This window comes from Streptomyces sp. NPDC052236, assembly GCF_044548015.1.
Classification (GTDB): domain Bacteria; phylum Actinomycetota; class Actinomycetes; order Streptomycetales; family Streptomycetaceae; genus Streptomyces.
Map to the genome: position 1 here is coordinate 147,198 of NZ_JBIUBL010000002.1, position 26,056 is coordinate 173,253.

26 protein-coding genes are annotated in these 26,056 nt (G+C 69.7%); 15 read left to right on the plus strand and 11 right to left on the minus strand.

The features are described 5' to 3' along the window. Positions 1–190 precede the first annotated feature (190 nt). The gene (locus tag ACIHCQ_RS04595; RefSeq protein ID WP_399657910.1) at positions 191–1,081 is read right to left on the minus strand and encodes a L,D-transpeptidase family protein; all 891 of its coding nucleotides are present in this window, start codon (positions 1,079–1,081) and stop codon (positions 191–193) included. A gap of 201 nt (positions 1,082–1,282) precedes the next feature. Here ACIHCQ_RS04595 and ACIHCQ_RS04600 point away from each other — a divergent pair, with 201 nt between their 5' ends. Beyond that, on the plus strand, positions 1,283–2,890 hold the full coding sequence (locus ACIHCQ_RS04600; protein ID WP_399657912.1) for a methylmalonyl-CoA mutase: 1,608 nt from the start codon (positions 1,283–1,285) through the stop codon (positions 2,888–2,890). 93 nt (positions 2,891–2,983) lie between these two features. Continuing rightward, positions 2,984–3,604: a Uma2 family endonuclease gene (locus ACIHCQ_RS04605; protein WP_399657914.1), complete on the plus strand. Its 621-nt coding sequence runs from the start codon at positions 2,984–2,986 to the stop codon at positions 3,602–3,604. 39 nt (positions 3,605–3,643) lie between these two features. Here ACIHCQ_RS04605 and ACIHCQ_RS04610 read toward each other — a convergent pair whose 3' ends face one another. Then, positions 3,644–3,808, minus strand: a complete 165-nt coding sequence (locus ACIHCQ_RS04610; protein ID WP_399657916.1) for a hypothetical protein — start codon at positions 3,806–3,808, stop codon at positions 3,644–3,646. Here ACIHCQ_RS04610 and ACIHCQ_RS04615 point away from each other — a divergent pair. From ACIHCQ_RS04615 to ACIHCQ_RS04655, 9 genes are all read left to right on the plus strand, one after another. Next, on the plus strand, positions 3,744–4,103 hold the full coding sequence (locus ACIHCQ_RS04615) for a TetR/AcrR family transcriptional regulator C-terminal domain-containing protein (protein WP_399657918.1): 360 nt from the start codon (positions 3,744–3,746) through the stop codon (positions 4,101–4,103). The two genes, ACIHCQ_RS04610 and ACIHCQ_RS04615, sit on opposite strands and share 65 nt — an antisense overlap. A gap of 190 nt (positions 4,104–4,293) precedes the next feature. Further along, on the plus strand, positions 4,294–5,529 hold the full coding sequence (locus ACIHCQ_RS04620) for an amidohydrolase (protein ID WP_399658641.1): 1,236 nt from the start codon (positions 4,294–4,296) through the stop codon (positions 5,527–5,529). Positions 5,530–5,814: 285 nt separating this feature from the next. After that, positions 5,815–6,864 (plus strand): BMP family protein, encoded by a 1,050-nt coding sequence (locus ACIHCQ_RS04625; RefSeq protein ID WP_399657920.1) that lies wholly within the window; start codon positions 5,815–5,817, stop codon positions 6,862–6,864. Between the two features lie 252 nt (positions 6,865–7,116). Next, entirely contained in the window at positions 7,117–8,646 is a 1,530-nt protein-coding gene (locus ACIHCQ_RS04630) for an ABC transporter ATP-binding protein (protein ID WP_399658643.1), read from the plus strand. Beyond that, positions 8,643–9,755 carry an ABC transporter permease gene (locus ACIHCQ_RS04635; RefSeq protein ID WP_399657922.1) on the plus strand — a complete coding sequence of 371 codons (1,113 nt, stop codon included), beginning with the start codon at positions 8,643–8,645 and terminating at the stop codon, positions 9,753–9,755. Before ACIHCQ_RS04630 ends, ACIHCQ_RS04635 begins: the two co-directional genes overlap by 4 nt. Continuing rightward, positions 9,752–11,017 (plus strand): ABC transporter permease, encoded by a 1,266-nt coding sequence (locus tag ACIHCQ_RS04640; RefSeq protein WP_399657925.1) that lies wholly within the window; start codon positions 9,752–9,754, stop codon positions 11,015–11,017. The genes ACIHCQ_RS04635 and ACIHCQ_RS04640 overlap by 4 nt, the downstream gene beginning before the upstream one ends. Further along, positions 11,014–11,406 (plus strand): cytidine deaminase, encoded by a 393-nt coding sequence (locus tag ACIHCQ_RS04645; RefSeq protein WP_399657927.1) that lies wholly within the window; start codon positions 11,014–11,016, stop codon positions 11,404–11,406. The genes ACIHCQ_RS04640 and ACIHCQ_RS04645 overlap by 4 nt, the downstream gene beginning before the upstream one ends. Before the next feature lie 51 nt (positions 11,407–11,457). Beyond that, complete coding sequence (locus tag ACIHCQ_RS04650) at positions 11,458–12,735, plus strand: thymidine phosphorylase (protein ID WP_399657929.1); 1,278 nt, start codon at positions 11,458–11,460, stop codon at positions 12,733–12,735. A 67-nt stretch (positions 12,736–12,802) separates the two neighbouring features. Beyond that, positions 12,803–13,117 carry an STAS domain-containing protein gene (locus ACIHCQ_RS04655; protein WP_399657931.1) on the plus strand — a complete coding sequence of 105 codons (315 nt, stop codon included), beginning with the start codon at positions 12,803–12,805 and terminating at the stop codon, positions 13,115–13,117. Here ACIHCQ_RS04655 and ACIHCQ_RS04660 read toward each other — a convergent pair. From ACIHCQ_RS04660 to ACIHCQ_RS04670, 3 genes are all read right to left on the minus strand, one after another. Continuing rightward, the gene (locus ACIHCQ_RS04660) at positions 13,114–14,160 is read right to left on the minus strand and encodes a sigma-70 family RNA polymerase sigma factor (protein WP_399657933.1); all 1,047 of its coding nucleotides are present in this window, start codon (positions 14,158–14,160) and stop codon (positions 13,114–13,116) included. The genes ACIHCQ_RS04655 and ACIHCQ_RS04660 overlap by 4 nt on opposite strands. Before the next feature lie 68 nt (positions 14,161–14,228). Next, entirely contained in the window at positions 14,229–14,897 is a 669-nt protein-coding gene (locus ACIHCQ_RS04665) for a L,D-transpeptidase family protein (protein ID WP_399657935.1), read from the minus strand. Positions 14,898–15,126: 229 nt separating this feature from the next. Continuing rightward, positions 15,127–16,401, minus strand: a complete 1,275-nt coding sequence (locus ACIHCQ_RS04670; protein ID WP_399657937.1) for an MFS transporter — start codon at positions 16,399–16,401, stop codon at positions 15,127–15,129. A gap of 62 nt (positions 16,402–16,463) precedes the next feature. Between ACIHCQ_RS04670 and ACIHCQ_RS04675 the strand changes: the two genes are divergently transcribed. After that, a complete protein-coding gene (locus ACIHCQ_RS04675; protein ID WP_399657939.1) occupies positions 16,464–17,417 on the plus strand; it encodes a LysR family transcriptional regulator in 954 nt (317 codons plus the stop codon). A gap of 903 nt (positions 17,418–18,320) precedes the next feature. Here the strand turns inward: ACIHCQ_RS04675 and ACIHCQ_RS04680 are convergent. Then, positions 18,321–19,040 carry an alpha/beta hydrolase gene (locus ACIHCQ_RS04680; RefSeq protein ID WP_399658645.1) on the minus strand — a complete coding sequence of 240 codons (720 nt, stop codon included), beginning with the start codon at positions 19,038–19,040 and terminating at the stop codon, positions 18,321–18,323. A gap of 252 nt (positions 19,041–19,292) precedes the next feature. Here ACIHCQ_RS04680 and ACIHCQ_RS04685 point away from each other — a divergent pair, with 252 nt between their 5' ends. Together ACIHCQ_RS04685 and ACIHCQ_RS04690 are read left to right on the plus strand one after the other, a co-directional pair. Next, complete coding sequence (locus ACIHCQ_RS04685) at positions 19,293–20,447, plus strand: adenosine deaminase (RefSeq protein ID WP_399657941.1); 1,155 nt, start codon at positions 19,293–19,295, stop codon at positions 20,445–20,447. 132 nt (positions 20,448–20,579) lie between these two features. Beyond that, positions 20,580–20,876 (plus strand): hypothetical protein, encoded by a 297-nt coding sequence (locus tag ACIHCQ_RS04690; RefSeq protein ID WP_399657943.1) that lies wholly within the window; start codon positions 20,580–20,582, stop codon positions 20,874–20,876. Between the two features lie 115 nt (positions 20,877–20,991). On the opposite strand, the gene ACIHCQ_RS04695 is transcribed toward ACIHCQ_RS04690, so the two are convergent. From ACIHCQ_RS04695 to afsQ1, 5 genes are all read right to left on the minus strand, one after another. Beyond that, entirely contained in the window at positions 20,992–21,192 is a 201-nt protein-coding gene (locus ACIHCQ_RS04695; protein ID WP_399657946.1) for a PspC domain-containing protein, read from the minus strand. Between the two features lie 93 nt (positions 21,193–21,285). Then, positions 21,286–21,861 (minus strand): VanZ family protein, encoded by a 576-nt coding sequence (locus tag ACIHCQ_RS04700; RefSeq protein ID WP_399657948.1) that lies wholly within the window; start codon positions 21,859–21,861, stop codon positions 21,286–21,288. Between the two features lie 126 nt (positions 21,862–21,987). Continuing rightward, the gene (locus ACIHCQ_RS04705; RefSeq protein ID WP_399657950.1) at positions 21,988–22,614 is read right to left on the minus strand and encodes a hypothetical protein; all 627 of its coding nucleotides are present in this window, start codon (positions 22,612–22,614) and stop codon (positions 21,988–21,990) included. After that, a complete protein-coding gene (locus ACIHCQ_RS04710) occupies positions 22,611–24,200 on the minus strand; it encodes an ATP-binding protein (RefSeq protein ID WP_399657952.1) in 1,590 nt (529 codons plus the stop codon). The genes ACIHCQ_RS04705 and ACIHCQ_RS04710 overlap by 4 nt, the downstream gene beginning before the upstream one ends. Positions 24,201–24,240: 40 nt before the next feature. Beyond that, on the minus strand, positions 24,241–24,918 hold the full coding sequence (gene afsQ1 / locus ACIHCQ_RS04715) for a two-component system response regulator AfsQ1 (RefSeq protein WP_175257369.1): 678 nt from the start codon (positions 24,916–24,918) through the stop codon (positions 24,241–24,243). Between the two features lie 271 nt (positions 24,919–25,189). On the opposite strand from afsQ1, the gene ACIHCQ_RS04720 reads away from it, so the two are divergent. Further along, entirely contained in the window at positions 25,190–25,951 is a 762-nt protein-coding gene (locus ACIHCQ_RS04720) for a SigE family RNA polymerase sigma factor (RefSeq protein WP_399657955.1), read from the plus strand. Positions 25,952–26,056 lie beyond the last annotated feature (105 nt).

Genomic DNA, 26,056 nt, shown 5'->3' on the forward strand with positions numbered 1-26,056 from the left:
GCCGACTGGTCATCGGCTGCGCCCGAGCCGGGGGTTCCCCCCGTACCTACGGTTCGACGCAAATGGCGCGGGCGGGACACGTTCCCCCGGTCCCGCCCGCGCCCCTTTTTGCGCCTAAGCCGGCGCCGCTCTCGCGGATGTGGCCCGCCGCCGTTGTGGGTGCTCAATTGGTGGTTGCTGTTACCAGCAACTACCAATAGATGACGACCTTGTCACCGGTGCTGACCTGGTTGAAGAGGTTGGCGATCTTCCCCTTGTCCCGGACATTGACGCAGCCGTGCGAAGCGCCGTTGTAGCCGCGGGCCGCGAAGTCCGAGGAGTAGTGCACCGCCTGGCCGCCGCTGAAGAACATCGCGTACGGCATGGGGGTGTCGTAGATCGACGAGACATGGTCCTTGGACTTCCAGCCCACGCTGAACGTGCCCTCGCGGGTCGGCGTGTACTGCGAGCCGAAGCGCACATCCATCGTTGACTGCACCTTGCCGTCGATCACCCAGGAGAGCGTGCGGGTGGTCTTGCTGATGCAGATCACGCGGCCCGTCTTGCAGCGCGCGTCCAGCTTCTCCGCCGGCTTGTTGACGGCCTTCCCGGTCAGCTCTTCCCGCGTCGGCTTCGTCGTCATGGCGAGCAGCTTCTGCCAGGTCACGGTATCCGTGTCACCCGTCGTGGGCAGCCCGCGCCTGCCCTGGAAGCCCTTGACCGAGGCGGCCGTCACAGGACCGTACGTCCCGGTCGGGGTGTCATCGAACCAGCCGATCTGGGCCAGCCTGGCCTGGAGCTCACGCACCCGCTCGCCCGTCGAGCCGCGCTCCATCAGGACCTCGGGGGGCGGCGCGCTCTCGGTCGGTTCGCCGGATTCGCTGGGCTCGGCCGTCGGCGTGGCCGGGGCCGAAGGCGACGGCGACTGCGTGGTGTCGGCAGCGGGTGAGGCGGTGCCCGCTGCCGCCGGGCTACCCGTACTGCCCGGCTTGGCGTCGGCCGCCGGGCTGTTGTCCGTCACGGCCTGTGCCGTACAGCCCACCGTCATGGCGAGCACGGCCGCCGCGCCGAGTGTTCTGCGTACGACGTTCGTCCGAAGCATGTCGCCCCCCTGATCTCCTGTGCCTCATGAGACAGAATCCTGCTCTGCCTGGTTGCGCGATCCCGCGCATTATGGGGAAAAAGCTGTGAGCAAATTCCCAGTGTCCGGCTCTCCAATGGTCGCGGACGCGCCGCTACAGTCCGTCGCGGGGGTCGGTTACCGATGAGTCACCACTGAGTGCTCCACCGGGAGGCACACGACATGGCGCGCGAGTCCAGCAGTGTTCGCATCACCGAGAGCGGTCTGCCCATCGAGCCGGTCTACGGGCCGGAGGCACTGGACGGCTGGGATCCCGGGGAGAAACTGGGCGAGCCCGGCGCGTACCCCTTCACCCGCGGTGTCTACCCGTCGATGTACACCGGCCGCCCCTGGACGATGCGCCAGTACGCGGGTTTCGGCACGGCAGTCGAGTCCAATTCCCGCTATAAGCAGCTGATCGACCACGGCACGATGGGTCTGTCCGTCGCCTTCGACCTGCCGACCCAGATGGGCTACGACAGCGACGCGCCGATCGCGAGCGGCGAGGTGGGCAAGGTCGGTGTCGCGATCGACTCGATCGACGACATGAGGGTGCTGTTCGACGGGATCCCGCTGGACAAGGTCTCCACGTCGATGACGATCAACGCTCCCGCGGCCCTGCTGCTCCTGATGTACCAGCTGGTGGGCGAGGAACAGGGCGTGCCCGCGGACCGGCTCACCGGCACCGTCCAGAACGATGTGCTCAAGGAGTACATCGCCCGTGGCACATACATCTTCCCGCCCAAGCCGTCGCTGCGGCTGATCGCCGACATCTTCAAGTACTGCAAGGCCGAGATCCCCAAGTGGAACACCATCTCGATCTCCGGCTACCACATGGCGGAGGCCGGGGCCTCGCCCGCGCAGGAGATCGCCTTCACGCTCGCCGACGGCATCGAGTACGTCCGTACGGCCGTCGCGGCGGGCATGGACGTGGACGACTTCGCGCCGCGCCTGTCCTTCTTCTTCGTCTCGCGTACGACGATCCTCGAAGAGGTCGCCAAGTTCCGCGCCGCCCGTCGTATCTGGGCGCGGGTCATGCGCGACGAGTTCGGGGCGAAGAACCCCAAGTCGCTGATGCTGCGCTTCCACACCCAGACGGCGGGTGTGCAGCTGACCGCGCAGCAGCCAGAACTGAACCTGGTGCGCGTGGCGGTCCAGGGGCTCGCGGCGGTCCTCGGCGGTACGCAGTCGCTGCACACCAACTCCTTCGACGAGGCGATCGCGCTGCCGACGGACAAGTCCGCGCGGCTGGCCCTGCGTACGCAGCAGGTCCTGGCGTACGAGACGGATGTGACGGCCACCGTCGACCCGTTCGCGGGCAGCTATGTGGTGGAGAAGCTGACGGACGAGGTGGAGGCGGCGGCGGTGGCGCTGATGGAGCGGGTCGAGGACCTGGGCGGCGCGGTCAGCGCGATCGAGCACGGCTTCCAGAAGAACGAGATCGAGCGGAGCGCGTACCGCATCGCGCAGGAGACGGACAGCGGCGAACGGGTCGTCGTCGGCGTCAACCGCTACACGCTGGACGAGGAGGAGCCGTACGAACCGCTGCGGGTCGACCCGGCGATCGAGGCACAGCAGGCGGAACGGCTGGCGAAACTGCGGGCGGAACGTGACCAGCGGGCGGTGGACGCGGCGCTGGACGCGCTGCGGGAGGCGGCGGGGAGCGAGGTGGGCACGGCGAATGTGCTGTACCCGATGAAGGACGCGCTGCGGGCGCGGGCGACGGTGGGGGAGGTCTGCGATGCGCTGCGGGAGGTGTGGGGTACGTATGTCCCGGCGAACGTGTTCTGAGGCGGGGTCCGTCCAACGGACGGGTGATCCCCGGCGGAAATGTCGGCGGTGGCGGATACGCTCGTAGACAGTGGACTCCCTAAGGAGGTTGCCGTGGCCGTAATACAGCATGAGGTGACGATCGCCGAGGCCGCCGATTGTCTCTCCCGCCAGCTGCCCGGGCACCGCGTGGAGATCCTCAAGGGGAGCATTGTTGTGACGCCACCGCCGGATGGCCCGCATCAGGAGACGCTGAGCGATCTGGACTATGAGTTCCGGCAGGCCGGGGGCAGGAAGGCAGGACTCAAGGCTCTTCAGGGAATCGGGCTGTGGCTGCCGACCGGGCCCGACGACTACGCCGTCCCGGACCTGTCCATCGTGGACGCCGACTACAAGGACGCGCTCGTCGAGAAGAACTGCTACGCGCCGCACGTGTTCCGTTTGGTACTGGAGGTCACGTCCTCCAACTGGGGTAATGACTTGGCGACCAAGGTCGAGACATACGCCGAAGCGAGGATCCCGGTGTACGTGATCGCGGACCGTAAGCACGATCAGGTCCTGGTGTGCACAGCGCCCGAGGGAGACAGATACCGCATCACCACGCCGTACAAGCGGGGGACCACCGCGCCACTGCCCGCGTCCGTCGGCGTTGCCCTGGAGCTGTCCGTGGACCGGCTCCTCGACGGCGACGAGGACGACATCGCCGAGGCGGCGGCCCGGCAGACGGACCGCTGAGTCACCCTGCTGGGGAGTACCTGCTCCATCAGTACCTGGTCAGGTACTGGAGCAGCCCGTCGCATCGTCGCCCGCCCAGCCGACATAGCCGTCCGGCCTGACCAGGAAGAGCCCCTTCCCGACCGAGCTGCTCCGGCGGATGGCCGCGGATCTGCTGGCGTCCGTCCCGCCCGCCGACTGGCGCGAAGGCCTCACCGCCGCCATGCGCGGGCTGCGCGAGCACCTGCTGCGCTACCGCGACGGCGCCAAGGTCTACAGCGGCACCCACTTCACCGACCTGAGCTACGCCGCCCCGAGGGAGGCGCACCTTCGTATGCTCGCCGAGGCGGGCTTCACCCCAGCCGCAGCGGCCCGCGCCGAGCGCCTCAAGCAGCACCCCCTTTGCCGCCGCCGCGGGCGGGGAGGTCTTCGGGGGCGTGACGCCGGGTTCGAGACGGGTCTCGCGGCGGTCGTCGCGGGGATCGGCGAGGTGCTGCTCGCACGGACGCAGTCAACCTGAGGGGCCAACGTGAGGGCCCAGCGTAAGAGTCCGACTTGAGGGCCGCTCGAAAAAAGGTTCAGCTTACCCACCGTGAGCAGTGGTCATGCGTCCGACAGCCAGGGTTTCTTCCCCTGTGAGGCTGAATTTTTACAGAACGGACGTTAGCCCCTCCCCAAAGGGGCCTACTCTTCACTGGGTGAGCCAGTTGATGTCCAGTGGGTCCCAAGAAGCCGAGCTGCCCGGTGAAGGTGTACTGCCTGTACTGCCCGGCACGCTGTCCGAGTCCCTGCGCGCGGAGCTGATCGCCTTCCGCCGGGACCTGCACATGCACCCGGAGCTGGGCAACCAGGAGTTCCGTACCACCGCCGCGCTCAAGGCCCGTCTGGAGCGGGCCGGGCTCGCGCCCGAGGTGCTCGCCATCGGCACCGGGCTCATCTGCGACATAGGCGACTGGGACGGCGTACGTCCCCGCCTCGCCCTCCGCGCCGACATCGACGCGCTGCCCATCCCCGATACCAAGACCGGGGTCGCGTACCGCTCCACGGTCCCCGATCGGGCGCACGCCTGCGGGCACGACGTGCACACCACCACCGTTCTCGGCGCCGGGATCGTCCTCGCCGAGCTCGACCGGCAGGGACTCCTCCCGCAGCCCGTCCGGCTGATCTTCCAGCCCGCCGAGGAGCTGATGCCCGGCGGTGCCACCGACGCCATCGACTGCGGCGTGCTGGACGGCGTCGGCAAGATCATCGCGGTGCACTGCGACCCCCGGGTCGACGCCGGACTGATCGGGCTGCGGACCGGACCCATCACCTCCGCCTGCGACCGTCTTGAGGTCACCCTCGACGGTCCCGGCGGCCACACCGCCCGCCCGCATCTGACCACCGACCTGGTCAACGCGGTCGCGAAGGTCATCACCGAGGTCCCCGCCCTCCTCGCCCGCCGGGTCGACGCCCGCTCCGGGCTCGCCGTCACCTGGGGCCGCGTCGAGGCGGGCCACGCCTGCAATGTCATCCCGCAGCGCGCCGAGCTCTCCGGCACCGTGCGCTGCCTGGACCTGCCCGGCTGGCGCGCGGCTCCGGACCTGCTGCACGCCGCGATCGACGAGATCGCCACACTCCACCGGGCGAAGTCCCAGATCAACTACGTCCGCGGGGTCCCGCCGGTGGTCAACGACCCGGTCGTGACCGAGCTGCTGCACGACGCGCAGGTCATGCGCCGGGGGGCGTATGCGATTGAGGACACGGAACAGAGTCTGGGCGGCGAGGACTTCTCCTGGTACCTGGAGCGGGTGCCGGGCGCCATGGCGCGGCTGGGCGTGCGTACGCCCGGCGACACGGCCAGGCGTGATCTGCACCGGGGCGACTTCGATGTCGACGAGCACGCGATCGAGACCGGCGTGGAGCTGTTCACGGCCGCCGCGTTGCTCGACGGTCAGCGCGACTAGCCGCATGAGCGGGACGCGAGGACGCAGGACGCGAGGACGTGGGGATACGTGGATACGGCGCTACGGCGATACGGGCAGCCCCCGGCCGTCCAGCCGCGCCGACGCCCCGCACGCCTGTACGCAGGCCCTGCTTCCGCCCGAGGGCCTGCTACTGCCAGGTGGCCTATTCGCGACGATCCGATAACGACTGATGAACGGGTCCTTAACTGACATCTACGCGCGTTACGATCGCCGCGAACCCAGCGCCGGAAGAGGCGCTTTCGGTCAGGTTTAAGGAGCCTCCCAGTGCGCCGGATCACCAGGATCGCCACCGTGGGCGTCGCCTCCACGGCTCTCGCCCTGTCTGTCGCCGCGTGTGGCGGCAAAACGTCGTCCGAGGGCAACTCGGACGATGGTGGCGGCAAGACTGCCATCGCGTACGACATCGGTGGCCGAGGAGACCAGTCGTTCAACGACGCCGCCTATGCCGGTCTGCAGAAGGCCGAAACGGACCTCAAGATCAAGGGCGTCGAGGCGGAGCCCACTGAGGGCGAAGGGGACCCTGACAAGATCCAGCGCCTCACCGAGCTGGCTCGTGCCGGGAACAACCCCGTGATCGGCGTCGGCTTCGCCTATGCCCCGGCCATCGCGGCGGTCGCCCCGAAGTTCCCGAAGACGACCTTCGGCCTCATCGACGACACCTCCAAGACCGGCGCGAACATCGCGAACCTGGTTTTCAACGAGGAGCAGGGCTCCTACCTGGCCGGCGTTGCCGCCGCCAAGGTGACCAAGTCCAACACCGTCGGCTTCATCGGTGGTGTCGAGACCCCGCTGATCAAGAAGTTCGAGGCGGGCTTCGTCCAGGGCGTCAAGGCAACCAACAAGAACGTCAACGTCAAGGTCCAGTACCTGACCCAGCCGCCGGACTTCGGTGGGTTCTCCAAGCCCGACCTGGGCAAGGCCGCCGCGCAGGGCCAGCTCGACGCGGGCGCCGACGTGATCTACGCCGCCGCGGGCCTCGCCGGCTCGGGCTCGATCGAGGCCGCCGCCAAGGCCAAGAAGTGGGCCATCGGCGTCGACTCGGACCAGTACAACCAGAAGGGTCTCGCGGCCTACAAGGACTACATCCTCACTTCGGTGACCAAGGGTGTCGCCGACTCCGTCTACAACCTGATCAAGTCGGTCAAGGACGGCAAGCCGCAGAACGGTGAGATCCGATACGGCCTCGACAAGGGCGGCGTGGGCCTGGCTGCCACCAACCCGGCCTACACCAAGCTGACCGAGGTGACCGCCGCGGTCGACAAGGCCAGGGCCGACATCATCGCCGGCAAGATCACGGTCAAGATCACTCCGTAATCGCGCGACCGGAGTGAAGGTCCGTGGATCCGCAGGGCGCGGCGAACAGCCGTCCCCGCGGGTCCACGGACCGGCCTTCGGTGCACGATGCTTGCTATTCGGTATCGCTACGCGCGTAGATCCGCCTCTGGCGCGATACCTTTCACTCCCGCCCCTGCCCGCCCAGACCGTTACTTCCGCCTGCCCTCCCTGCTCCTTTCCCGCCAAGGAGAGTGCGTCATCAACGCGCCCAGCCCTCCTGCCGCCGTACAACTGCGCGGCATCACCAAGCGCTTCCCCGGTGTCGTCGCCAATCACGACATCGACATCACCATCAGCAAGGGCACCGTGCATGCCCTCGTTGGCGAGAACGGTGCCGGCAAGTCGACCCTGATGAAGATCCTTTACGGCATGCAGAAGCCGGATGAAGGCACCATCACCATCGACGGCGATCAGGTCAGCCTCTCCAGCCCGGCCGATGCCATCGGGCGCGGCATCGGCATGGTCCACCAGCACTTCATGCTGGCCGACAACCTCACCGTGCTCGAGAACGTCGTTCTCGGCGCCGAGAAGCTGCACGGCATCGCGGCCAGGGCCAGGCAGAAGATCACGGAGATTTCGGACGCGTACGGGTTGAACATCCGCCCCGACGTCCTGGTGGAGCAACTCGGTGTCGCGGACCGTCAGCGAGTGGAGATCCTCAAGGTCCTCTACCGCGGCGCCCACACCCTGATCCTCGACGAGCCCACCGCCGTGCTGGTTCCGCAGGAGGTGGACGCGCTCTTCGACAACCTGCGCGAGCTCAAGGCGGAGGGCCTGACCGTCATCTTCATCTCGCACAAGCTGGGCGAGGTGCTGTCGGTCGCCGACGAGATCACAGTGATCCGCCGCGGTACGACCGTGGGCACCGTCGACCCCCGCACGACCACCACCAAGCAGCTCGCCGAACTGATGGTCGGCAGCGAGCTGCCCTCGCCGGAAACCCGTGAGTCGACGGTGACCGATACGCCGATGCTCACGGTCGACGACCTGCGGCTGACCGCGGTCGACCCCGACGGCGTCGTCCGCGAGGTCCTCGCGGGCATCAGCTTCACCATTCACAAGGGTGAAGTCATGGGCATCGCCGGGGTCGAGGGCAACGGGCAGACCGAACTCATCGAGGCCCTCATGGGCATGCGTGACCCCGACGGCGGTGTGATCACCCTCGGCGAGAACGACATCTCCCACGCGCCGACCCGCAAGCGCCGCGAGGACGGCATCGGCTACATCCCCGAGGACCGCCACCGGCACGGCCTGCTGCTGGAGTCACCGCTCTGGGAGAACCGCATTCTCGGCCATGTCACCGAGCGGCCCAACAGCCGCAAGGGCCTGCTCGACCTCAAGGCCGCCCGCCGTGACACCGAGCGGATCGTCAGGGAGTACGACGTCCGCACCCCGGGCATCGAGGTGACCGCGGCGTCCCTCTCCGGCGGCAACCAGCAGAAGCTGATCGTCGGCCGCGAGATGAGCCACACGCCGAAGCTGCTGATCGCCGCCCACCCGACACGCGGTGTGGACGTCGGCGCGCAGGCGCAGATCTGGGACCAGATCCGCGAGGCGCGCCGCGAGGGCCTGGCGGTGCTGCTCATCTCCGCCGACCTGGACGAGCTGATCGGCCTGTCGGACACCCTGCGGGTGATGTACCGCGGCCGTCTGGTCGCGGACGCCGACCCCGCCACGATCACCCCGGAGGAGCTGGGCTCGGCCATGACCGGCGCCGCCACCGGCCACCTCGAGCACAACGAGAACGGTGAGGGCCGATGAAGAAGCTCGACAAGGACCGGCTGATCCTGGGCCTCGCCGGCCCGGTGCTCGCCCTGTTCGTGGCTTTCGCGCTCACCTCCGTGGTGCTGCTCGTTTCGAACCGCGATCCCATCGAGCCGTATCAGCTGATGGTCGAGAACGCCGAGTACGTCGACGTTCAGGTGCTGATCGTCAATCAGGCCGGCACGTACTTCCTCGCCGCGCTCGCCGTCGCCATCGGGTTCCGGATGAACCTGTTCAACATCGGTGTCGACGGCCAGTACCGTCTCGCGGCGATGATCGCCGCCGCCGTCGGCGCCGCCATCGATCTGCCCGGACCGCTCCACATCGCGCTGATCGTGCTCGTCGCGATGGCCGTCGGCGCCTTCTGGGCCGGTATCGCGGGCATCCTGAAGACCACCCGCGGGGTCAGCGAGGTCGTCTCCACGATCATGCTGAACGCCATCGCCACCAGTCTGATCGCCTGGCTGATCCTGCCGGCCAACCTCGGTGTGCAGCCGGAGGGTTCCAACGACCTGACCACAGGGGAGATCGCCGAGTCCGGCTGGTTCCCCGGCATGAACGTGGGTGACGGCGGAGTCGTCTACGGCTTCACCTTCGTCGCCTTCGCCCTGGGCATCGTCTACTGGTTCGTGCTCAACCGCACCCGCTTCGGCTTCGACCTGCGTGCCACCGGCGCCAGTGCCTCCGCCGCTCGGGCGAGCGGTGTCGACGCCAAGAAGATGGTCGTCACGGCCATGCTGATCTCCGGCGCGGTCGCGGGTCTCGCCGGTATGCCGTTGCTGCTCGGCCAGACCCACACGTACAGCCTGAGCTTCCCGGTCGGCGTCGGCTTCACGGGCATCACCATCGCCCTGCTCGGCCGGAACAATCCGATCGGCATCTTCTTCGCCGCGCTGCTCGTCTCCTTCCTGGAGAAGACGTCCGCCTCGCTGGACCAGTACGGCTACGAGAAGGAGATCGCCACGATCATGCAGGGCCTGATCGTGATCTCGGTCGTCGTGTCGTACGAACTCGTCCGGCAGTACGGGCTCCGCCGCCAGCAGCAGAAGGTCGGCGAAGAACTTGCCGCCCAGGCCGGCAAGAACGAAAGCAGGGCAGCAGCATGAGTACGAGCACCGTCTCGATGGCGAGCACCGCGCCCAAGAAGGGCGGCGGACGCCGCAAGCTGTCCCTGCCGGTGATGATGCTGATCATCGCGGGTGGTCTGGCGTTGTTCTCGCTGGTCCGCGTGATCAGCGGGGCGGACGACCTCAGCTCTGCCGGCCAGGTCTCGGGTGCCCTCCAGCTGGCCGTGCCGATCGGTCTCGCCGGGCTCGGCGGTCTGTGGGCGGAGCGCGCGGGTGTGGTCAACATCGGCCTTGAGGGCATGATGGTCCTGGGCACCTGGTTCGGCGCCTGGGCGGGCTATCAGTCGGGTCCGTGGGCCGGTGTTCTGATGGGCATCGTCGGCGGGGCGCTCGGCGGCCTGCTGCACGCGATCATCACCGTGACGTTCAACGTCAATCACATCGTCTCCGGTGTGGCCATCAACATCCTGGCCGTCGGCGCCACCCGCTATCTCTCGAACTTCACCTTCGCCGAGGCCGAGGGAGGCTCCTCCAAGCAGTCTCCGCGCATCGACCAGATCACCGATGTCACCGTGCCGGGACTCTCGGACTGGCTGGCCGACCTCCAGGCCAGGCACTGGTTCTTCGTGTCCGACCTGGCCGGCCTCCTGGGCGGTCTGGTGACCAATCTGTCGCTGCTGACGATCCTGGCGCTGCTGCTGATCCCGGGAACCTGGTGGGTGCTGTGGCGTACGGCCTTCGGACTGCGACTGCGGTCCTGCGGTGAGAACCCGGTGGCCGCCGAGTCCCTGGGCGTCAACGTCTACAAGTACAAGTACATCGCCGTCACCGTCTCGGGCGGGCTGGCCGGCCTCGCGGGCGCGTTCCTCGCCATCGTCGCCACCGGCATCTACCAGGAGGGCCAGACCGGTGGGCGCGGCTACATCGGCCTCGCCGCCATGATCTTCGGAAACTGGATGCCGGGCGGCATGGCGCTGGGCGCCGGGCTCTTCGGTTTCACCGACAGCCTCAAGCTGCGGGGCGGTGCCGAGAACGTGCACGCGATGCTGCTGCTGCTCGCCATCCTGCTGGTGCTGGTGGTGTTCTGGCAGCTGTACCGGAAGAAGTACGTGGCCGCGGTGATCTCGGCGGCCGTCTCCGCGCTGCTCTTCACGTGGTACGCGCTGACCGACCAGGTCCCGAGCCAGTTCGTCGATGCCGCCCCGTACGTCACGACACTGCTGGTACTCGCGCTCTCCGCGCAACGGCTGCGGATGCCGAAGGCCGACGGCATGCCCTACCGCAAGGGCCAGGGCACGTGACGGCGCCGGTCGACTGGGAAGCCCTGCGCGAGGCCGCCCGGGACGCCATGTCCCGTGCGTACGCGCCGTATTCGGGCTACCCGGTCGGCGTCGCGGCCCTCGTCGACGACGGCCGTACGGTCACCGGCTGCAACGTGGAAAACGCTTCGTACGGGCTCAGCCTGTGCGCCGAGTGCGGGCTGATCTCCCAGCTCCAGCTGACGGGCGGCGGCCGGCTGACCCACTTCACGTGTGTGGACGGCCGGGGCGAGATCCTGGTGCCGTGCGGTCGTTGCCGGCAGTTGCTGTACGAATTCGGCGGCGCCGATCTGCTGGTGGACACCCCCGAAGGGGTGCTGTCCCTGGCCGAGATGCTGCCGCAGGCGTTCGGCCCACAGCACTTGGTGTGACGGCCGCCGAAGTTCCAACGAGCCACACAGAAAGAGCTGGAAGGAAATCCCATGGACGCCATCTCCGTCATCCGCACGAAGCGTGACCGAGGCGAGCTGAGCCCTGAGCAGATCGACTGGGTCATCGACGCCTATACGCGCGGTGAGGTCGCCGACGAACAGATGGCGGCGCTGGCAATGGCCATCCTCCTGAACGGCATGAACCGTACGGAGATCGCCCGCTGGACGGCCGCGATGATCGCCTCGGGCGAGCGCATGAACTTCGACGCGCTCTCCCGGCCGACCGCCGACAAGCACTCCACCGGCGGCGTCGGCGACAAGATCACGCTGCCGCTCGCGCCGCTGGTCGCGGCGTGCGGCGCGGCCGTCCCGCAGCTGAGCGGCCGCGGCCTCGGCCACACCGGCGGCACCCTCGACAAGCTGGAGTCCATCCCCGGTTGGCGGGCCCTGCTCTCCAACGCCGAGATGCTGGACGTGCTGAACTCCACGGGCGCGGTGATCTGCGCGGCGGGCGACGGGCTCGCCCCGGCGGACAAGAAGCTGTACGCGCTCCGCGATGTCACCGGCACCGTCGAGGCGATCCCGCTCATCGCGTCGTCGATCATGTCCAAGAAGATCGCCGAGGGCACGGGCTCACTGGTCCTGGACGTCAAGGTCGGCACCGGCGCGTTCATGAAGAACATCGAGGACGCCCGCGAACTCGCCGCCACCATGGTCGGACTGGGCACCGACCACGGCGTGAAGACGGTCGCCCTGCTCACCGACATGTCCACCCCGCTCGGCCTCACGGCGGGCAACGCCCTGGAGGTACGCGAGTCCATCGAGGTCCTCGCGGGCGGTGGTCCGGCCGATGTGGTCGAGCTGACCTTGGCACTGGCCCGCGAAATGCTGGACGCGGCGGGCATCAAGGACGTGGACCCCGCGAAGGCACTGGCCGACGGCTCGGCGATGGACGTCTGGCGCCGCATGATCGCGGCCCAGGGCGGCGACCCGGACGCCGCCCTCCCCGTCGCCCGCGAACAGCATGTGGTGACGGCTCCTTCCTCGGGCGTCCTCACCCGCCTGGACGCGTACGGCGTCGGCGTCGCCGCCTGGCGGCTGGGCGCGGGCCGCGCCCGCAAGGAGGACCCGGTCCAGGCGGGCGCGGGCGTCGAGCTCCACGCCAAGCCGGGCGAGACGGTGACGGCGGGCCAGCCGCTGCTGACGCTGCACACGGACACCCCGGAGCGGTTCGCGTACGCGCTGGACTCGCTGACGTCGGCGTACGACATCGCCCCGGCGGGCACGGCGTTCACGGCGAACCCGATCGTGCTGGACCGTATCGCCTGAGCTGGTCCCCTACCGGGCTCGCGGTCGCGCTCCGCGTCCGCTTCCGCACCGAGAGCGGAGGGCGGCGATGAGTTACGGCCGCCGGCGCGGTCTATGGGATGTGGACAACACACAGCCCATCCTCGTGCGCATCGCCGGCAGACTGACCCCGGCCGACGCGGAGCGCCTGTGCGGCGAGCTGTCCGTGCGGCTGGCCGGGATCCATGCCGTCGAGGTGATCTACGACGTCGGCGGGATCACGCACCCCAACCTCGCCGCCGTGAACGCGATCGCCCGCCTTCAGCTCACCGCCCGGCGCCTGGGGTGCCGGATCCGGCTGCGAAACGCCGGGCCCCAGCTGCGCGCGCTGCTGGAACTCCTGGGGCTCGGCGAGGTCGCCTAAGGCAGATGTGTCTCAGGAGCCGTCTGCTCAGCCGGCTGCTCCGCAACGTCGACCGGGGTGCCGTCCTTGGCGAGGCGCGCGGGCAGATCGAACAGCGGGAACCAGCGCTCCGTGTCCAGGAAGGAATTGATCCCCGAGATCCGGCCGTCCACGATCTCGATGACCATGAGCGCCCACGGCGTGAAGCCCTCGCCGTCCTCCGCCGGATGGTAGTGCGCGAACGCCGGGGTGCCGTTGGCCACGGTCGAGACCAGCCGCGAGCCGCGGCAGACCGCTCCGACGCCCAGCATCCAGCCCACGATGTCGTCGTGGCCCTGGAGCCACAGGTCGTACGGCGGCATGGAGAGCGTGGCGTCCTCATGCAGGAGCGCCGTCAGCGCCTGCATGTCGTACCCCTCGAAGGCCGCGACATAGCGGTCGAGCAGCTTCTTCTGCTCCTCGTCCAGCGGATCGGCCGCGTCCGTCGACGAGGGCTCCGACTCGGCGAGCGTCGCCCGCGCCCGCTGCAGGGCGCTGTTGACCGAGGCCACCGTCGTGGACAGCAGCTCGGCCACCTCGCTCGCCTTCCACGCCAGCACTTCCCGCAGGATCAGCACCGCGCGCTGCTTCGGCGGCAGATGCTGGAGCGCGGCGACGAACGCCAGCCGGATGGTCTCGCGCTCCACCGCCGTCTCGGCCGGGTCCGCGACCGACGGCAGCACCCGCCCGTCCGGCACCGGCTCCAGCCAGGTGACCTCCGGACGGGCATTCAGCTGGGCCTGAGCCACCGGCGTGGGCGAGGTCAGGTCCATGGGGCGGGCCCGGCGGTTCCCGGCGTTCAGCATGTCGAGACAGACGTTCGTCGCGATGCGGTAGAGCCAGGAGCGCAGCGAGGACCGCCCCTCGAACTTCTCGAAGTTCCGCCAGGCGCGGACCATCGTGTCCTGGACGGCGTCCTCCGCCTCGAAAGCGGAGCCCAGCATCCGGTAGCAGTAACCGGTCAGCTCTCTCCGGTGCTGCTCCAGCCTGGAATCCAGGTCCTGCGTCGTTGCCAGCTCACTCATCGGGTCCACCCCTGTCGCCCATCGGTCCCAGCGATTTGGAACCTACAGGAGGGCACTGACAATGGGCCTCAGGTTCCGGGCTTGCGGCCGTAGACGAAGACGTCGTCGCCGTTCTTCAGGAGATTCCAGTATGCCTTCGCGTCCGAGGGGCGCATATTGACGCAACCGCCCGAGCCGGGCGGGTTGTACATCGACTTGGTGGTGGAGTGGAACGCCTGCCCGCCGTCGAAGAACTGCGAGTACGGCATCCGTACGTTGTAGAGCGTCGACCAGTGGTTGATGTTCCGCCAGTAGATCTTCTTCGCGCCGGTCCGGGTCTCGGTGCCGTTCTTGCCCGTCCGCACCGCCACCGGCCCGAACTTCAGCGTCTTGCCGTCCTGGATCCAGGTCAGCTGCCTGGTCAGGTCGACGCACGCGATGCGGCCCTTGTTGGTCGGGCACTTCCCGGCCTTGTTCGGGGTCTTGCCCGCCGCCCGCTGCTGAAGGATGGTGTTCATCGTCTGCCAGGTCAGCGGCCCCGCGTACCCGATGGTGGGGGTGATCCCGTGCGTGGCCTGGAAGGCGCGGATGGCCTTGCAGTCGGCCGCCGACTGCTTCCCGTCCACCGGGCGGCCCAGGAACTTCTCCACCTGCTTCTGGTACGGGCCGGTGGAGGTCGAGCACGAGGCGGCCTGCGCGGGCGCGCTGCCCAGCGCCACTGTCAGCGGGACGACCAGACCGGTCAGCCCGAGGACCATGCCCGCGCGCCGGCGTATACCGCTTCCCCTGCTTCCCCCGCTTGCCCCTCCGCTTACCCCTCGTGTCCCGATTGTCCATCTTGCCCCGCGTGTCCCGCCTGTGTCTGCCACAGCCGTCAACTCCCCTCCATGCACCCTGCGACTGTCATGACTCTGACCGTTGGACGCACGTCATGGCGCTGTAGTTGCACGGAGTCAGTCACGGATCAGTACAAAATCTCAGGCGGCCTCAGTGCCGGATGGCCGCCGCGAGCCGCAGCCGGTGCTCCACCTGGGCCACCCGCGTCCCGTACAGCGTGATCGACACGACGCCGAGGACCGCGAGCAGCCCCAGCAGCACCGTGCCCGCCCAGCCGCCCCCGTGGAAGGCGACCGCGCCGAGCGTCCCGCCCACGCTGCTGCCCAGGTAGTACACGGACTGGTAGAGCGCCGAAGCCTGGGCGCGGCCCGTTTTCGCCGTACGGCTGACCGAGGACGAGGCGACCGTGTGGCCCGCGAAGAAGCCCGCGGTGATCAGTACGAGTCCGAGCAGCACGGCCGCCAGCGAGTCCGCGAGGGAGAGCAGCAGCCCGCCCGCCGTGGTGGAGACGGCCAGATAGAGGGCGCCCCGGCGGCCCATGCGCGCGACCAGCTGACCTGCCGCGGCGGACGAGGCCGTACCGACGAGATAGACCAGGAAGATCGAACCGACGACGCCCTGGGGAAGACTGAAGGGCTCCTCGACCAGCCGGTAGCCGATCACCGTGTAGACCGCGCCGAAGACGGTCATGAACAGCGCGCCGATCGCGTACAGCCGCAGCAGCAGCGGGTCGGCCAGATGACCGCGTACGGTCTTCGCCAGGGCGCGCGGGTTGAGTGAACCGGGCGTGAAGTTGCGTGCCTTGGGGAGCAGCGCGCGGAAGATCAGCGCGCACGCCACCGCCATCAGCCCGACCGCGGCGAGCGCCGCCCGCCAGCCCCAGAGCTGGGCCACCCAGCCGGTGACGATCCGGCCGCTCATGCCGCCGATGCTGTTGCCCGCCACGAACAGGCCGATCGCGGCCACCAGCGCCTTGGGCCGTACCTCTTCGGCGAGGTACGCCATCGCCGAAGCGGGCAGCCCGGCGAGTGCCGCGCCCTGCACGGCGCGCAGCGCCACCAGCCACTCCAGGTTCGGCGCGAACGGCACGAGCAGTGCGACCACGACGGCGATCGCGAGGGACGCGGTCATCACCGGGCGCCGCCCGAACCGCTCCGAGAGCGCGCTCATCGGCAGGACGAACAGGGCGAGCGCGCCCGTGGCGGCGGAGACCGTCCAGCTGGCGGCGCTCGCGCTCACGCCGAAGTCGGCGGAGACGGCGGGCAGCAGCGCCTGCGTGGAGTAGAGGAGAGCGAAGGTCGCGACTCCGGCGGCGAAGAGCGCGAAGCTCATACGGCGGTAGCCGGGGCGGCCTGGGGAGAGAAGTTCGGGGGACGACGGGGCGGCGCCCACGGGTGTGGACGCCTTGGTACTTGCGGAAGGCATACCTCGAAAATAGGCTTCCGCATTTCATGCGTCCAATGCACGGAATGGCAATAATCGTTCCCATGGTGCATCAACACAGCTCAGAGCCGCGGCTGTCACCGAGCGGTTACGAAGAAGACATCACGCTGAAGCTCGCGCCACGCCTGGCGTACTTCGCGGGGGTCGCCCGGCATGAGCATGTGACGCGCGCCGCGCAGGAGATGGGCGTGCCCCAGTCCACGCTGTCGCGGGCGATCGTCCGGCTCGAACAGGACCTGGGGGTCACGCTGTTCGCCCGTAAGGGCCGTACGGTGTCGCTGACCCCGGCCGGCCGGGCGCTGCTCACCTCCGTGGAGCGGGCGCTCGCGGAGGTGGAACGGGCGGCGGAGTCGGTACGGGCGGACGCGGACCCGACGGGCGGCAAGGTGGCGTTCGGCTTCCTGCACACGATGGGCTCGGAGACGGTGCCGGGGCTGATCCGGGCCTTCCGGGTGGACCATCCGCGTATCCGCTTCACGCTGATGCAGAACTACGGCGAGGCGATGATCGAACGCCTCCGCTCGGGCGATCTCGACCTGTGCCTCACCTCGCCGATGCCGGACGCCCCCGACCTGGTGGCCCGCCGCCTGGACGAACAGCGGCTGCGTCTGGTGGTGCCGGACGACCACCGCCTGGCGGGCCGCAGACGTGTCCGCCTGGCGGAGGCGGCGGACGAGGCCTTCGTCACGCTGGAGCCGGGCTACGGCCTGCGCCGCATCACGGACGATCTGTGCGCGGAGGCGGGCTTCACTCCGCGGGTCGCCTTCGAGGGCGAGGAGGCGGAGACGCTGCGCGGCCTGGTGGCGGCGGGCCTGGGCGTGGCGCTGCTGCCGCCCCCGGCGGTGGCGCGCCCGGGGGTCGTGGAATTGACGGTGACGGCGCCGCGGGCGGTCCGGGAAATCGGCGTGGCCTGGCTGGACGGCCACCCTGACACGGCCCCGGTGGCGGCGTTCAAGAAGTTCCTGCTGTCGCGCAGGGGCCGCTTGCTGCCGGAGTGAGGGCGGACGCGCCTACGGGCTCCCGCTGGGTGAACCGGTGCGGTGCGGGCCGTGCCGACGGCGCCCCCAGTGCGGGTGGCGCCGGGCCCCCGGCCCCTGGGACTTCCCGCCGGAGGCCGACCACCAGCCGGGGCCGCCCGCAACGAACTGGGCGCGCCGGCCCGCTACCCGTCCGTGCCCGGCGCGCCGGGGCAGTCCGTACGCCGCCGGATCGGCGACCTGGGGTGCGAGGCGCTGCGTCGGACCGGGCTTGGCACCGCCGCGGGGGTTGTGGGTCAGTCAGGCAGTTCGAGGACTCACCGCCCGCGCCGGGCGCGGCGCGCGGTCAGGGGCGCGTCCCAGGGCAAGCGTCCCAGACAAGTCGAGCGTTTACGGTGCGGGCCGGGCCGCCCGTAGTGCGAGCCGTTGCAATGCCGGCCGTCAGGGGCGCGGCTTCCGGAACCGGCCAGGTCCGCGCCCGTCCCAGGACCAGTCGAGCGCTTACGGTGCCCGGCCGCACCGGGCAAGGGCCTTCCGTAGGGCGAGCCCCGCGGTGCGCGGCCGTGCCCCGCGCGGGTCGCGGTTCCCGCGCCGGGGGCGCGAGGCATCCCCGGGCCAGGGGGCCGACTGATCCTATGGCCGCGCCCCGCCGTCCCCTGGGACCCCCCATAGGGTGAGCCGTTGATATGCCGGTCGTCAGGGGCGCGGCCCCGGGAACCGGTCAGGTCCGCACCGGCTGATGGCCTCCCCGGGCGAGCCCGCGCCGGTCGCGGCTTCCGCGCCGTTGCGCGGCGCCCCCGGCCAGGGGCCCAAAGGCTCCTCGGCCACGACCCGCCGCCCCCCATGCGGCTTTCCACGGGTGTGGCTTTCCACGGGCGAATCGTTGATGCGCCGAGCCCGGCCAAGCCCTCGCAGCCCCGCCCCTCAAGGCCGCAACGAGCGGCCGAACCCCCCCGCCAGCGGCATCCGCAAACCCAGCGGCGGCGGGGCCGCCAGCGCGTCCGCCACCGGGCGGGCGTACGAGCGGTGGAACAGCGCGCCCAGCACGAAGTCCGCCGCCAGCGCCAGCACCTCCTCGTGGTACTGGCGCAGCGCGTGGCCGTCCGAGTGCACCTCGAAGCGGCAGATGTCGCGGCTGGCCTTCTTGGCGCGCTCCGCCAGCCGGTACGACAACTCCGGATTCGTCCGCGCGTCATTCGTGCCGTGCACGATCAGCACCTGCCTGCCGACCAGCTGCCGCACCGGCTCCGGCTCCGCGGCCGTGTCCTCCTCCGGCAGCCAGGGGGCCAGCGCCAGCACGGAGTTCACGGCCGGATGGCCCGCCGCGCGCAGGGCCGCCCGGCCGCCCATGCCGTGGCCCGCGAGGCACACCGGGACATCGCCGTACCGTCGTACGACCTCGTCCGCCGCCCACGTCGCGTCCGCCGCCGGCTGCGCTTCGGGGCCGTTCCAGCCGCGGTAGCGGTAGTGGACCGGGTGCACGACCAGCCCGTCCGCGCGCCCCGCCCGCGCCAGCGCGCGGCCCAGCGGCAGTGCCGCCGCGTACGACAGCAGCGAGGGTCCGCGTATCGACTCCGGCCTCCCGTCCGGCAGGATCAGCACCACGCCGCCCGCGGAGTCGCGCGCCGAGGAGCGGCCACCCATCGCGCGGCCCAGGCGAGCGGTGGGCGCGGTACGGCCGCGTCGCGCTCCCCGTGCCGCACCCGCACCCGCACCCGCACTCGTACCCGTGCCCGCTTCTTCGGCCGCGACGGCCAAACGCCCCCACCACAGGGGCAGTACGTGGTGTCCCATGGCAGAACAGTCTCAGAAGGAACGGCGCACTCCACCCGTACGGGCGGTCACCGTTTCGTATCGGCACAAGCGATCTACGCGCGTAGGGGCTAGAGTGCGCAGATGACGAGCCAGACCCTCAATTCGCCCACCGCGGAACAGATCCGACGCGCCCCGAAGGTGCTCCTCCACGACCACCTCGACGGCGGGCTGCGGCCGGGCACGATCATCGAACTCGCCCGTGAGACGGGCTATGCCGCGCTCCCCGAGGCCGAGCCGGACAAGCTCGCCATCTGGTTCCGCGAGGCCGCGGACTCCGGATCGCTGGAGCGCTATCTGGAGACCTTCGCGCACACGTGCGCCGTCATGCAGACCCGCGACGCCCTCTTCCGCGTCGCCGCCGAGTGCGCCCAGGATCTCGCCGAGGACGGAGTCGTCTACGCCGAGGTCCGGTACGCCCCCGAGCAGCACCTCGAAGCGGGCCTGACCCTCGAAGAGGTCGTCGAGGTGGTCAACGCGGGCTTCCGCGAAGGCGAGCGGCGGGCTCGCGAGAGCGGCCACCGTATCCGCGTCGGCGCCCTCCTCACCGCGATGCGGCACGCCGCCCGCGCCCTGGAGATCGCCGAACTGGCCAACCGCTACCGCGACACCGGCGTCGTCGGCTTCGACATCGCGGGCGCGGAGGCGGGCTTCCCGCCCACCCGCCACCTCGACGCCTTCGAGTACCTCAAGCGGGAGAACAACCACTTCACGATTCACGCCGGAGAGGCCTTCGGCCTGCCCTCCATCTGGCAGGCGCTCCAGTGGTGCGGCGCCGACCGGCTCGGCCACGGCGTGCGCATCATCGACGACATCACCGTCGCCGAGGACGGCAGCGTGACGCTGGGACGGCTCGCCGCGTACGTACGGGACAAGCGCATCCCGCTGGAGCTCTGCCCGACGTCCAATCTGCAGACCGGCGCGGCCGCCTCGTACGCCGAGCACCCCATCGGGCTGCTGCGCAGACTCCACTTCAGGGCCACGGTCAACACCGACAACCGGCTGATGAGCGGTACGAGCATGAGCCGCGAGTTCGAGCTCCTGACCGAGACATTCGGATACACGCTCGACGATATCCAGTGGTTCACCGTCAATGCGATGAAGTCGGCGTTCATTCCTTTCGATGAACGTCTGGCGATGATCAATGACGTGATCAAGCCCGGATACGCCGAGCTGAAGTCCGAATGGCTTTTCCGGCAGACCGCCACGACCAGCGATCCTTCCGCCCGGCAGAGCTGAGCCGGGGCAGCGGGATACACCGGAGCGGCCGGGAACGTCAACTTCCGGCCGCTTCGCCGTGTTTGCGGCCCCCAGGTGGGCGTGGCTAGCTTGCAGAGCCGCTCATATCCCCGTCCCAAGGACTCAACACTGATGAAGCAGTCTGCTGCCAAGACGCTCGGTGTCACCGCTCTCGGCGCCGCTTTCGCCGCCGCCGCGGCGGGCACGGCCGCCGCCGCCCCCTCCGTGCTGCCCGCTCCCGCCTCCGCCACGCAGCTCGACGTCGTCAGCAGCGGTGTATCCACGCTGCCGGCGACCGTCGAGCAGGTCTCGTCCCAGGCCACGTCGCAGGTGCTGCCCGCGGGCGAAAGCAGCCCGGTGAACAAGCTGGTCGGCGGCCTCCCGCTCGGGAGCCTGCCGGTCGGCGCGGGCCTCCCCGGCCTCGGCTGAGGAAGGTCCCGTACGGGACCGTAGGGTCCCGTACGCACGGGACAGGAACGAGAAGTGGGGCGCACTCCCGGATCCGGGTGTGCGCCCCACCTTTTTGTGCCCTCGCTGAGAGCGGCTACCACCTTGTCGTGGCCGTCTTCTCCGCCGGCAGGAATATCCACAGCCCGAGGTAGAGCAGGAACTGCGGTCCGGGCAGCAGACATGAGAGAACGAAGATCACACGCATCGTGTTCGCCGAGGTGCCGAAGCGCCGTGCCAGCGCTGCGCACACCCCACCGATCATGCGTCCCTGCTGGGGGCGGACAAGTGCGGCCATGGTGGGCTCCTTCGCGAGAACCTTCCGGGGAGCGACTTCGGCGTGCTCCCGATGTCTCCATGATGGCTCCAGGAGGTGGGGCAAAGCATCGCTCTATGGGGCGATACCGACCCTGGAAATCGTCGGGGTCGCCCCCTGAGACGCCTCCTCCCGGAGCATGGCACCGTGCTGCCGCCGGGCCCCGCCCGAGCGCGCGGTCAGCTGCTGCCGCCTGCGGCGCAGCCGCGCCCGGCCCGCGGGCACGAACGCCAGATGGGCCAGGGCCACCCCGGCCGTGTTCAGCAGCAGCGAATCCACGTCGACGACCTGTCCGGGCACCCCGGTCTGCAGGAGTTCGATGGCCAGCGACAGCATGGCCCCGGCCGCGACCGTACGGGCCAGTGACGCCAGCGGGGAGACAGTGAGCCGGCCGCCCGCCATCGGCAGCAGTATCCCCAGCGGGGACAGCAGCAGCAGACCCTCGCCGATCCGGCGCGCCGCCTCCACCGGGCCGAGCGCGAGATCCGCCTTGATCCCGGCGAGGGGCTCCAGATTCGCGGCGGTCACCCACAGCACGTCGATCGGGCGCAGCGTCAGCCATCCGACGAGCAGCAGGTGAGCGAGGAGGAGAGTGATCCCCGCCGCGCGGAAGCGGATGACGGCACTGCCGTCCAGACCTTGACGCTGCACGCCCCACAAGACGCACGCCGCGAGGGGATCGGTTCCCTGGCGCTTGACAGCGGATGCCCGGATCCGGAGGCGCGCCCCCGATCCGGCCCACGAACCGGCGAACCCGGGATCGGCGCAGCCGCAGGCTCAGGGCGACGCAGAGGGCACAGGACCGAGCGTCGGCACGGTCTCCTCCGGCCGCTCCTTGGTCGCGGTGGAGCACTGGTACCGCCTGGGCGGGTACTCCCCGGGCCCGCCCAGCAGCACCGGACCGTCCGTCGTGGCGGCCCTGCTCTCCGCGAAGGTGCAGACGAGCTGCGCGAGCCCCGGGCCCGGCAGATCCTCCGGCTGGCTGCTCAGGCGCAGCGTGCCCGCCGGATCGCCCGCCCGCGCTCCGCTCAGGGACAGCGACTCGCGTACGTACGTGGTGAAGCCCGCCGCCTGCTCCTGCGCGGAGGGCGCCCGCTGGAGCTCCTCCAGGAGCGCCTGCGCGACCAGCACGTGGTCGCCGGCCCGGGCTTCCGGCACCTCGGCCGTACGGTCCACGGACGCCAGCTGCGAGGCGCAGACCAGGTAGACGCGGACGGGGATGCCCTGCAGCTGCGCCCGGGGGGTGATGTCGTCCCCCGACACCTCGCAGGCGGCCCGTGAGGGCGCGGGCCCGGCGTCGACCGGTATCCGGGTCGTCCTGATCCCGCAGCCGGCGAGCGCGACCACGCTGATGAGCACGGCGAGAGCGGCTGCCGTCCGCCGGATACGGCCCTTCGGCGTCACTGCGCGCCTTCCTTTTCCGGGCCGCGGCCGATGCCGCTGTCGCGGGTGCCGCGGTCCTGTTCCACGGCCTGCTCCGCGTTCTCGTCGTTCTCGTCCATATCGTCCGGCTCTGTGTCCCCGCCGCGCGGCAGCCGCAGTACGAACACCGCGCCGTCACCGTCCGCCGAGTTCGCCGCGGTGATGTCGCCGCCGTGGATATGGGCGTTCTCCATCGCGATGGACAGGCCGAGACCGCTGCCCTCGGAGCGCGGTCGCGAGGCGCTCGCCTTGTAGAAGCGGTCGAAGACATGCGGCAGCACGTCCTCGGGGATGCCGGGCCCGTGGTCCCGTACCTCGATCATCAGCTCGTGGTCGACCGGCCGCACCGACACCCGTACCGGCGAACCGCCGTGCTTGAGCGCGTTGCCGATCAGATTGGCGAGGATCACATCCAGCCGGCGCGGATCGAGATGCGCCATGATGCCGCGCTCGGCGTCCAGATCCACCGCGTCCAGCCAGGCGCGCGCGTCGATGCAGGCGGTGACCTGGTCGGCGACGTCCACCGTGTCCAGTACGAGCCGGGCCGTGCCCGCGTCGAAGCGGGTGACCTCCATCAGGTTCTCCACCAGATCGCCCAGCCGCCGCGTCTCGCTCACCACCAGGTTCACGGCGGGCGCGATCATCGGGTCGAGGTTGGCGACCTCGTCCTCCAGTACCTCGGTGACGGCGGTGAGCGCGGTCAGCGGCGTACGCAGCTCGTGGGACATGTCCGCGACGAAGCGACGGCTGGACTCATCCCGCGCGCTCATGTCCGCGACCTTCTTCTCCAGCGACTCCGCGGTCTTGTTGAACGTCCTCGCCAGCTCGGCGAGCTCGTCCGTGCCGGAGACCCGCAGCCGGGTGTCGAGCTTGCCCTCCCCGAGCCGCCGCGCCGCCTCGCCCAGCCGGTGCACCGGCTTGAGGACGGTCGTGGCGGCGGCCTGCGCGAGCAGCGCGGAGCCTATGAGCGCGAGCGCGGTGGCGATCGCCAGCGACCAGCCGAGCGAGTTGAGGTCCTGGCGCTCCTGGTCCAGCGACTTGAACAGATAGCCGGTCGGCCCGCCGTTGACGATCTTGCTGCCGCCGACGAGATACGGCTTTCCGCCGCGCACGGTGCGCTGCCAGTAGAGGTGGTACGGAACGGAGTTGCCCGCCCCGACGTCCTGACGCTCGTTCACCGCTTCCTGCAGACTCGTCGGCACATCGGCGAGCGTGAAGCTGTCCGCGTCCGATGTGGTGACGATCGGCTTGCCCGCGTCGCGCTCGCCGACGAGCAGTACGTCGTAACCGGCGCTGCCGCCCGCCATCTCCTCGGCGGTCTCCTGCAGTTCGCCCTGCGTGGGCCGCAACGGCAGGGCCGCCGCCCGGTTCTGCATCCCCTGCCGGAAGTCCCCGAGCGCCGCGTCCTGCGTACGGGTCAGCACGGCCTCACGGTTGAGCCAGTACGCGATGCCCGACGCGGAGACAGCGGCGGTCAGCGCGACGAGGGCGAAGACCACGACAAGGCGGAGCCTGAGGCTCGTCAGGCGAAGTCCGGCGACTATCGCGCGCTTTGCGGCACTGCTCACCTAGGGGTTCCGTCCGTGAGCGCTAGGGGACTCACTGTGGTCACTGTGGAACGTCCAGCCGGTAGCCGACGCCACGCACTGTACGGATCAGGGTCGGCGAGGACGGCACGTCCTCCACCTTCGCCCGCAGCCGCTGTACGCACGCGTCCACCAGACGCGAGTCGCCGAGGTAGTCGTGCTCCCACACCAGCCGGAGCAACTGCTGCCGCGACAGGGCCTGCCCGGGTCTGCGGCTCAGCTCCAGCAGCAGCCGCAGCTCGGTCGGCGTGAGCTGGAGATCCTCGCCGTTCTTGGTGACCGTCATCGCGGAACGGTCGATCACCAGCGAGCCGAAGGTCGCCGAGTCGGTGGACTCGCGCTCACCGCGCCGCAGCACCGCGCGGATCCGGGCGTCCAGCACCCGACCCTGTACGGGCTTGACGACATAGTCGTCCGCGCCCGATTCGAGACCCACGACCACATCGATGTCATCGCTGCGCGCGGTCAGCAGGATGATCGGCAGCTGGTCGGTGCGCCTGATCCGCCGGCACACCTCAAAACCGTCGATCCCAGGCAGCATTACATCCAGCACGATCAGATCCGGCCGCTGCTCGCGCAGCAGTTTCAGGCCGTCCTCTCCCGTCGCCGCGGTGGCCACTCGGTGGCCCTGGCGTGACAGCGAGAGTTCGAGGGCCGTGCGGATGGCGTCGTCGTCCTCGATCAGCAACAGGAAAGGCACGGACGTCATTCTGGCCCATGGGCGAGCCGGAGTTCGACCGTTGGAGCGCTCCCACACGACTCCTCCGCCAGTGAGACGCTTTTCGAGCTCTTTTGACTGCTCACCCGACTGCCCGCTCCGACCCCTTTTGTGGGCCCGTTTCCGGGGCTTCGGGAACCCCGGCAGGCCCCTGTGACAGGGCTGTGACAGTCGACGGACACCGTCATGAAACTGCCCGGGCAGTCTCGTGGCACACAGACCGAAACACACTCCACTCGACGGGGGGCGCGAGATGAACGCACTGCACAGCACCACCTCAAGCGCAGTTGTCACGCGTCTCCACGACGTGGTGAGGACCACCGAGAAGTCCGGCGCCGTGAACGGGCGGGGGTGCGTTCGCGGCGCCGGGCGTCAGCACAAGCCGTCGTCTTCGGACCAGGGGCGTACGCAGCCCTACATGACGGTGGTTGACGCGCCTGTGAGGGGCAGCGGGGCGGCGTACGGGGAGGCAACAGGGGGACGGAGCAGCCTGTCGGAGGCGGAGTTCACCGCCTACGTACAGGAGCGCCGCGCCTCCCTGTACGCAACCGCCTACCACCTGACCGGCGACCGGTTCGAGGCGGAGGACCTGCTGCAGAGCGCCCTCTTCTCGACGTACCGGGCCTGGGACAGGATCAGCGACAAGGCGGCGGTCGGGGGCTACCTGCGCCGCACGATGACCAATCTGCACATCAGCGCCTGGCGCCGGCGCAAGCTCAACGAGTACCCGACGGAGGAGCTGCCGGAGACGGCGAGCGACACCGACGCGATGCGGGGTACGGAGCTGCGCGCGGTGCTCTGGCAGGCGCTGGCCAGGCTTCCCGAACTCCAGCGGACGATGCTGGTCCTTCGTTACTACGAGGGCCACACCGACCCGGAGATCGCGGAGATCCTGGACATCAGTGTCGGCACGGTGAAGTCGAGCATCTGGCGGTCGCTCCGTCGGCTGCGTGAGGACGAGGTCCTCAGCTTCGGCCGTGACGAGGAGGAGTCCTTCGGCGAGCTGGTGGCCTGAGGGCAACGGGGGGAACGGGGGAACGGGGCCGCTGTTTCGGGGGAGACGGCGGTAATCGGGGGACCACGGGGGACGCCGGGGTGAACGGGGATACGGGGGAAACGG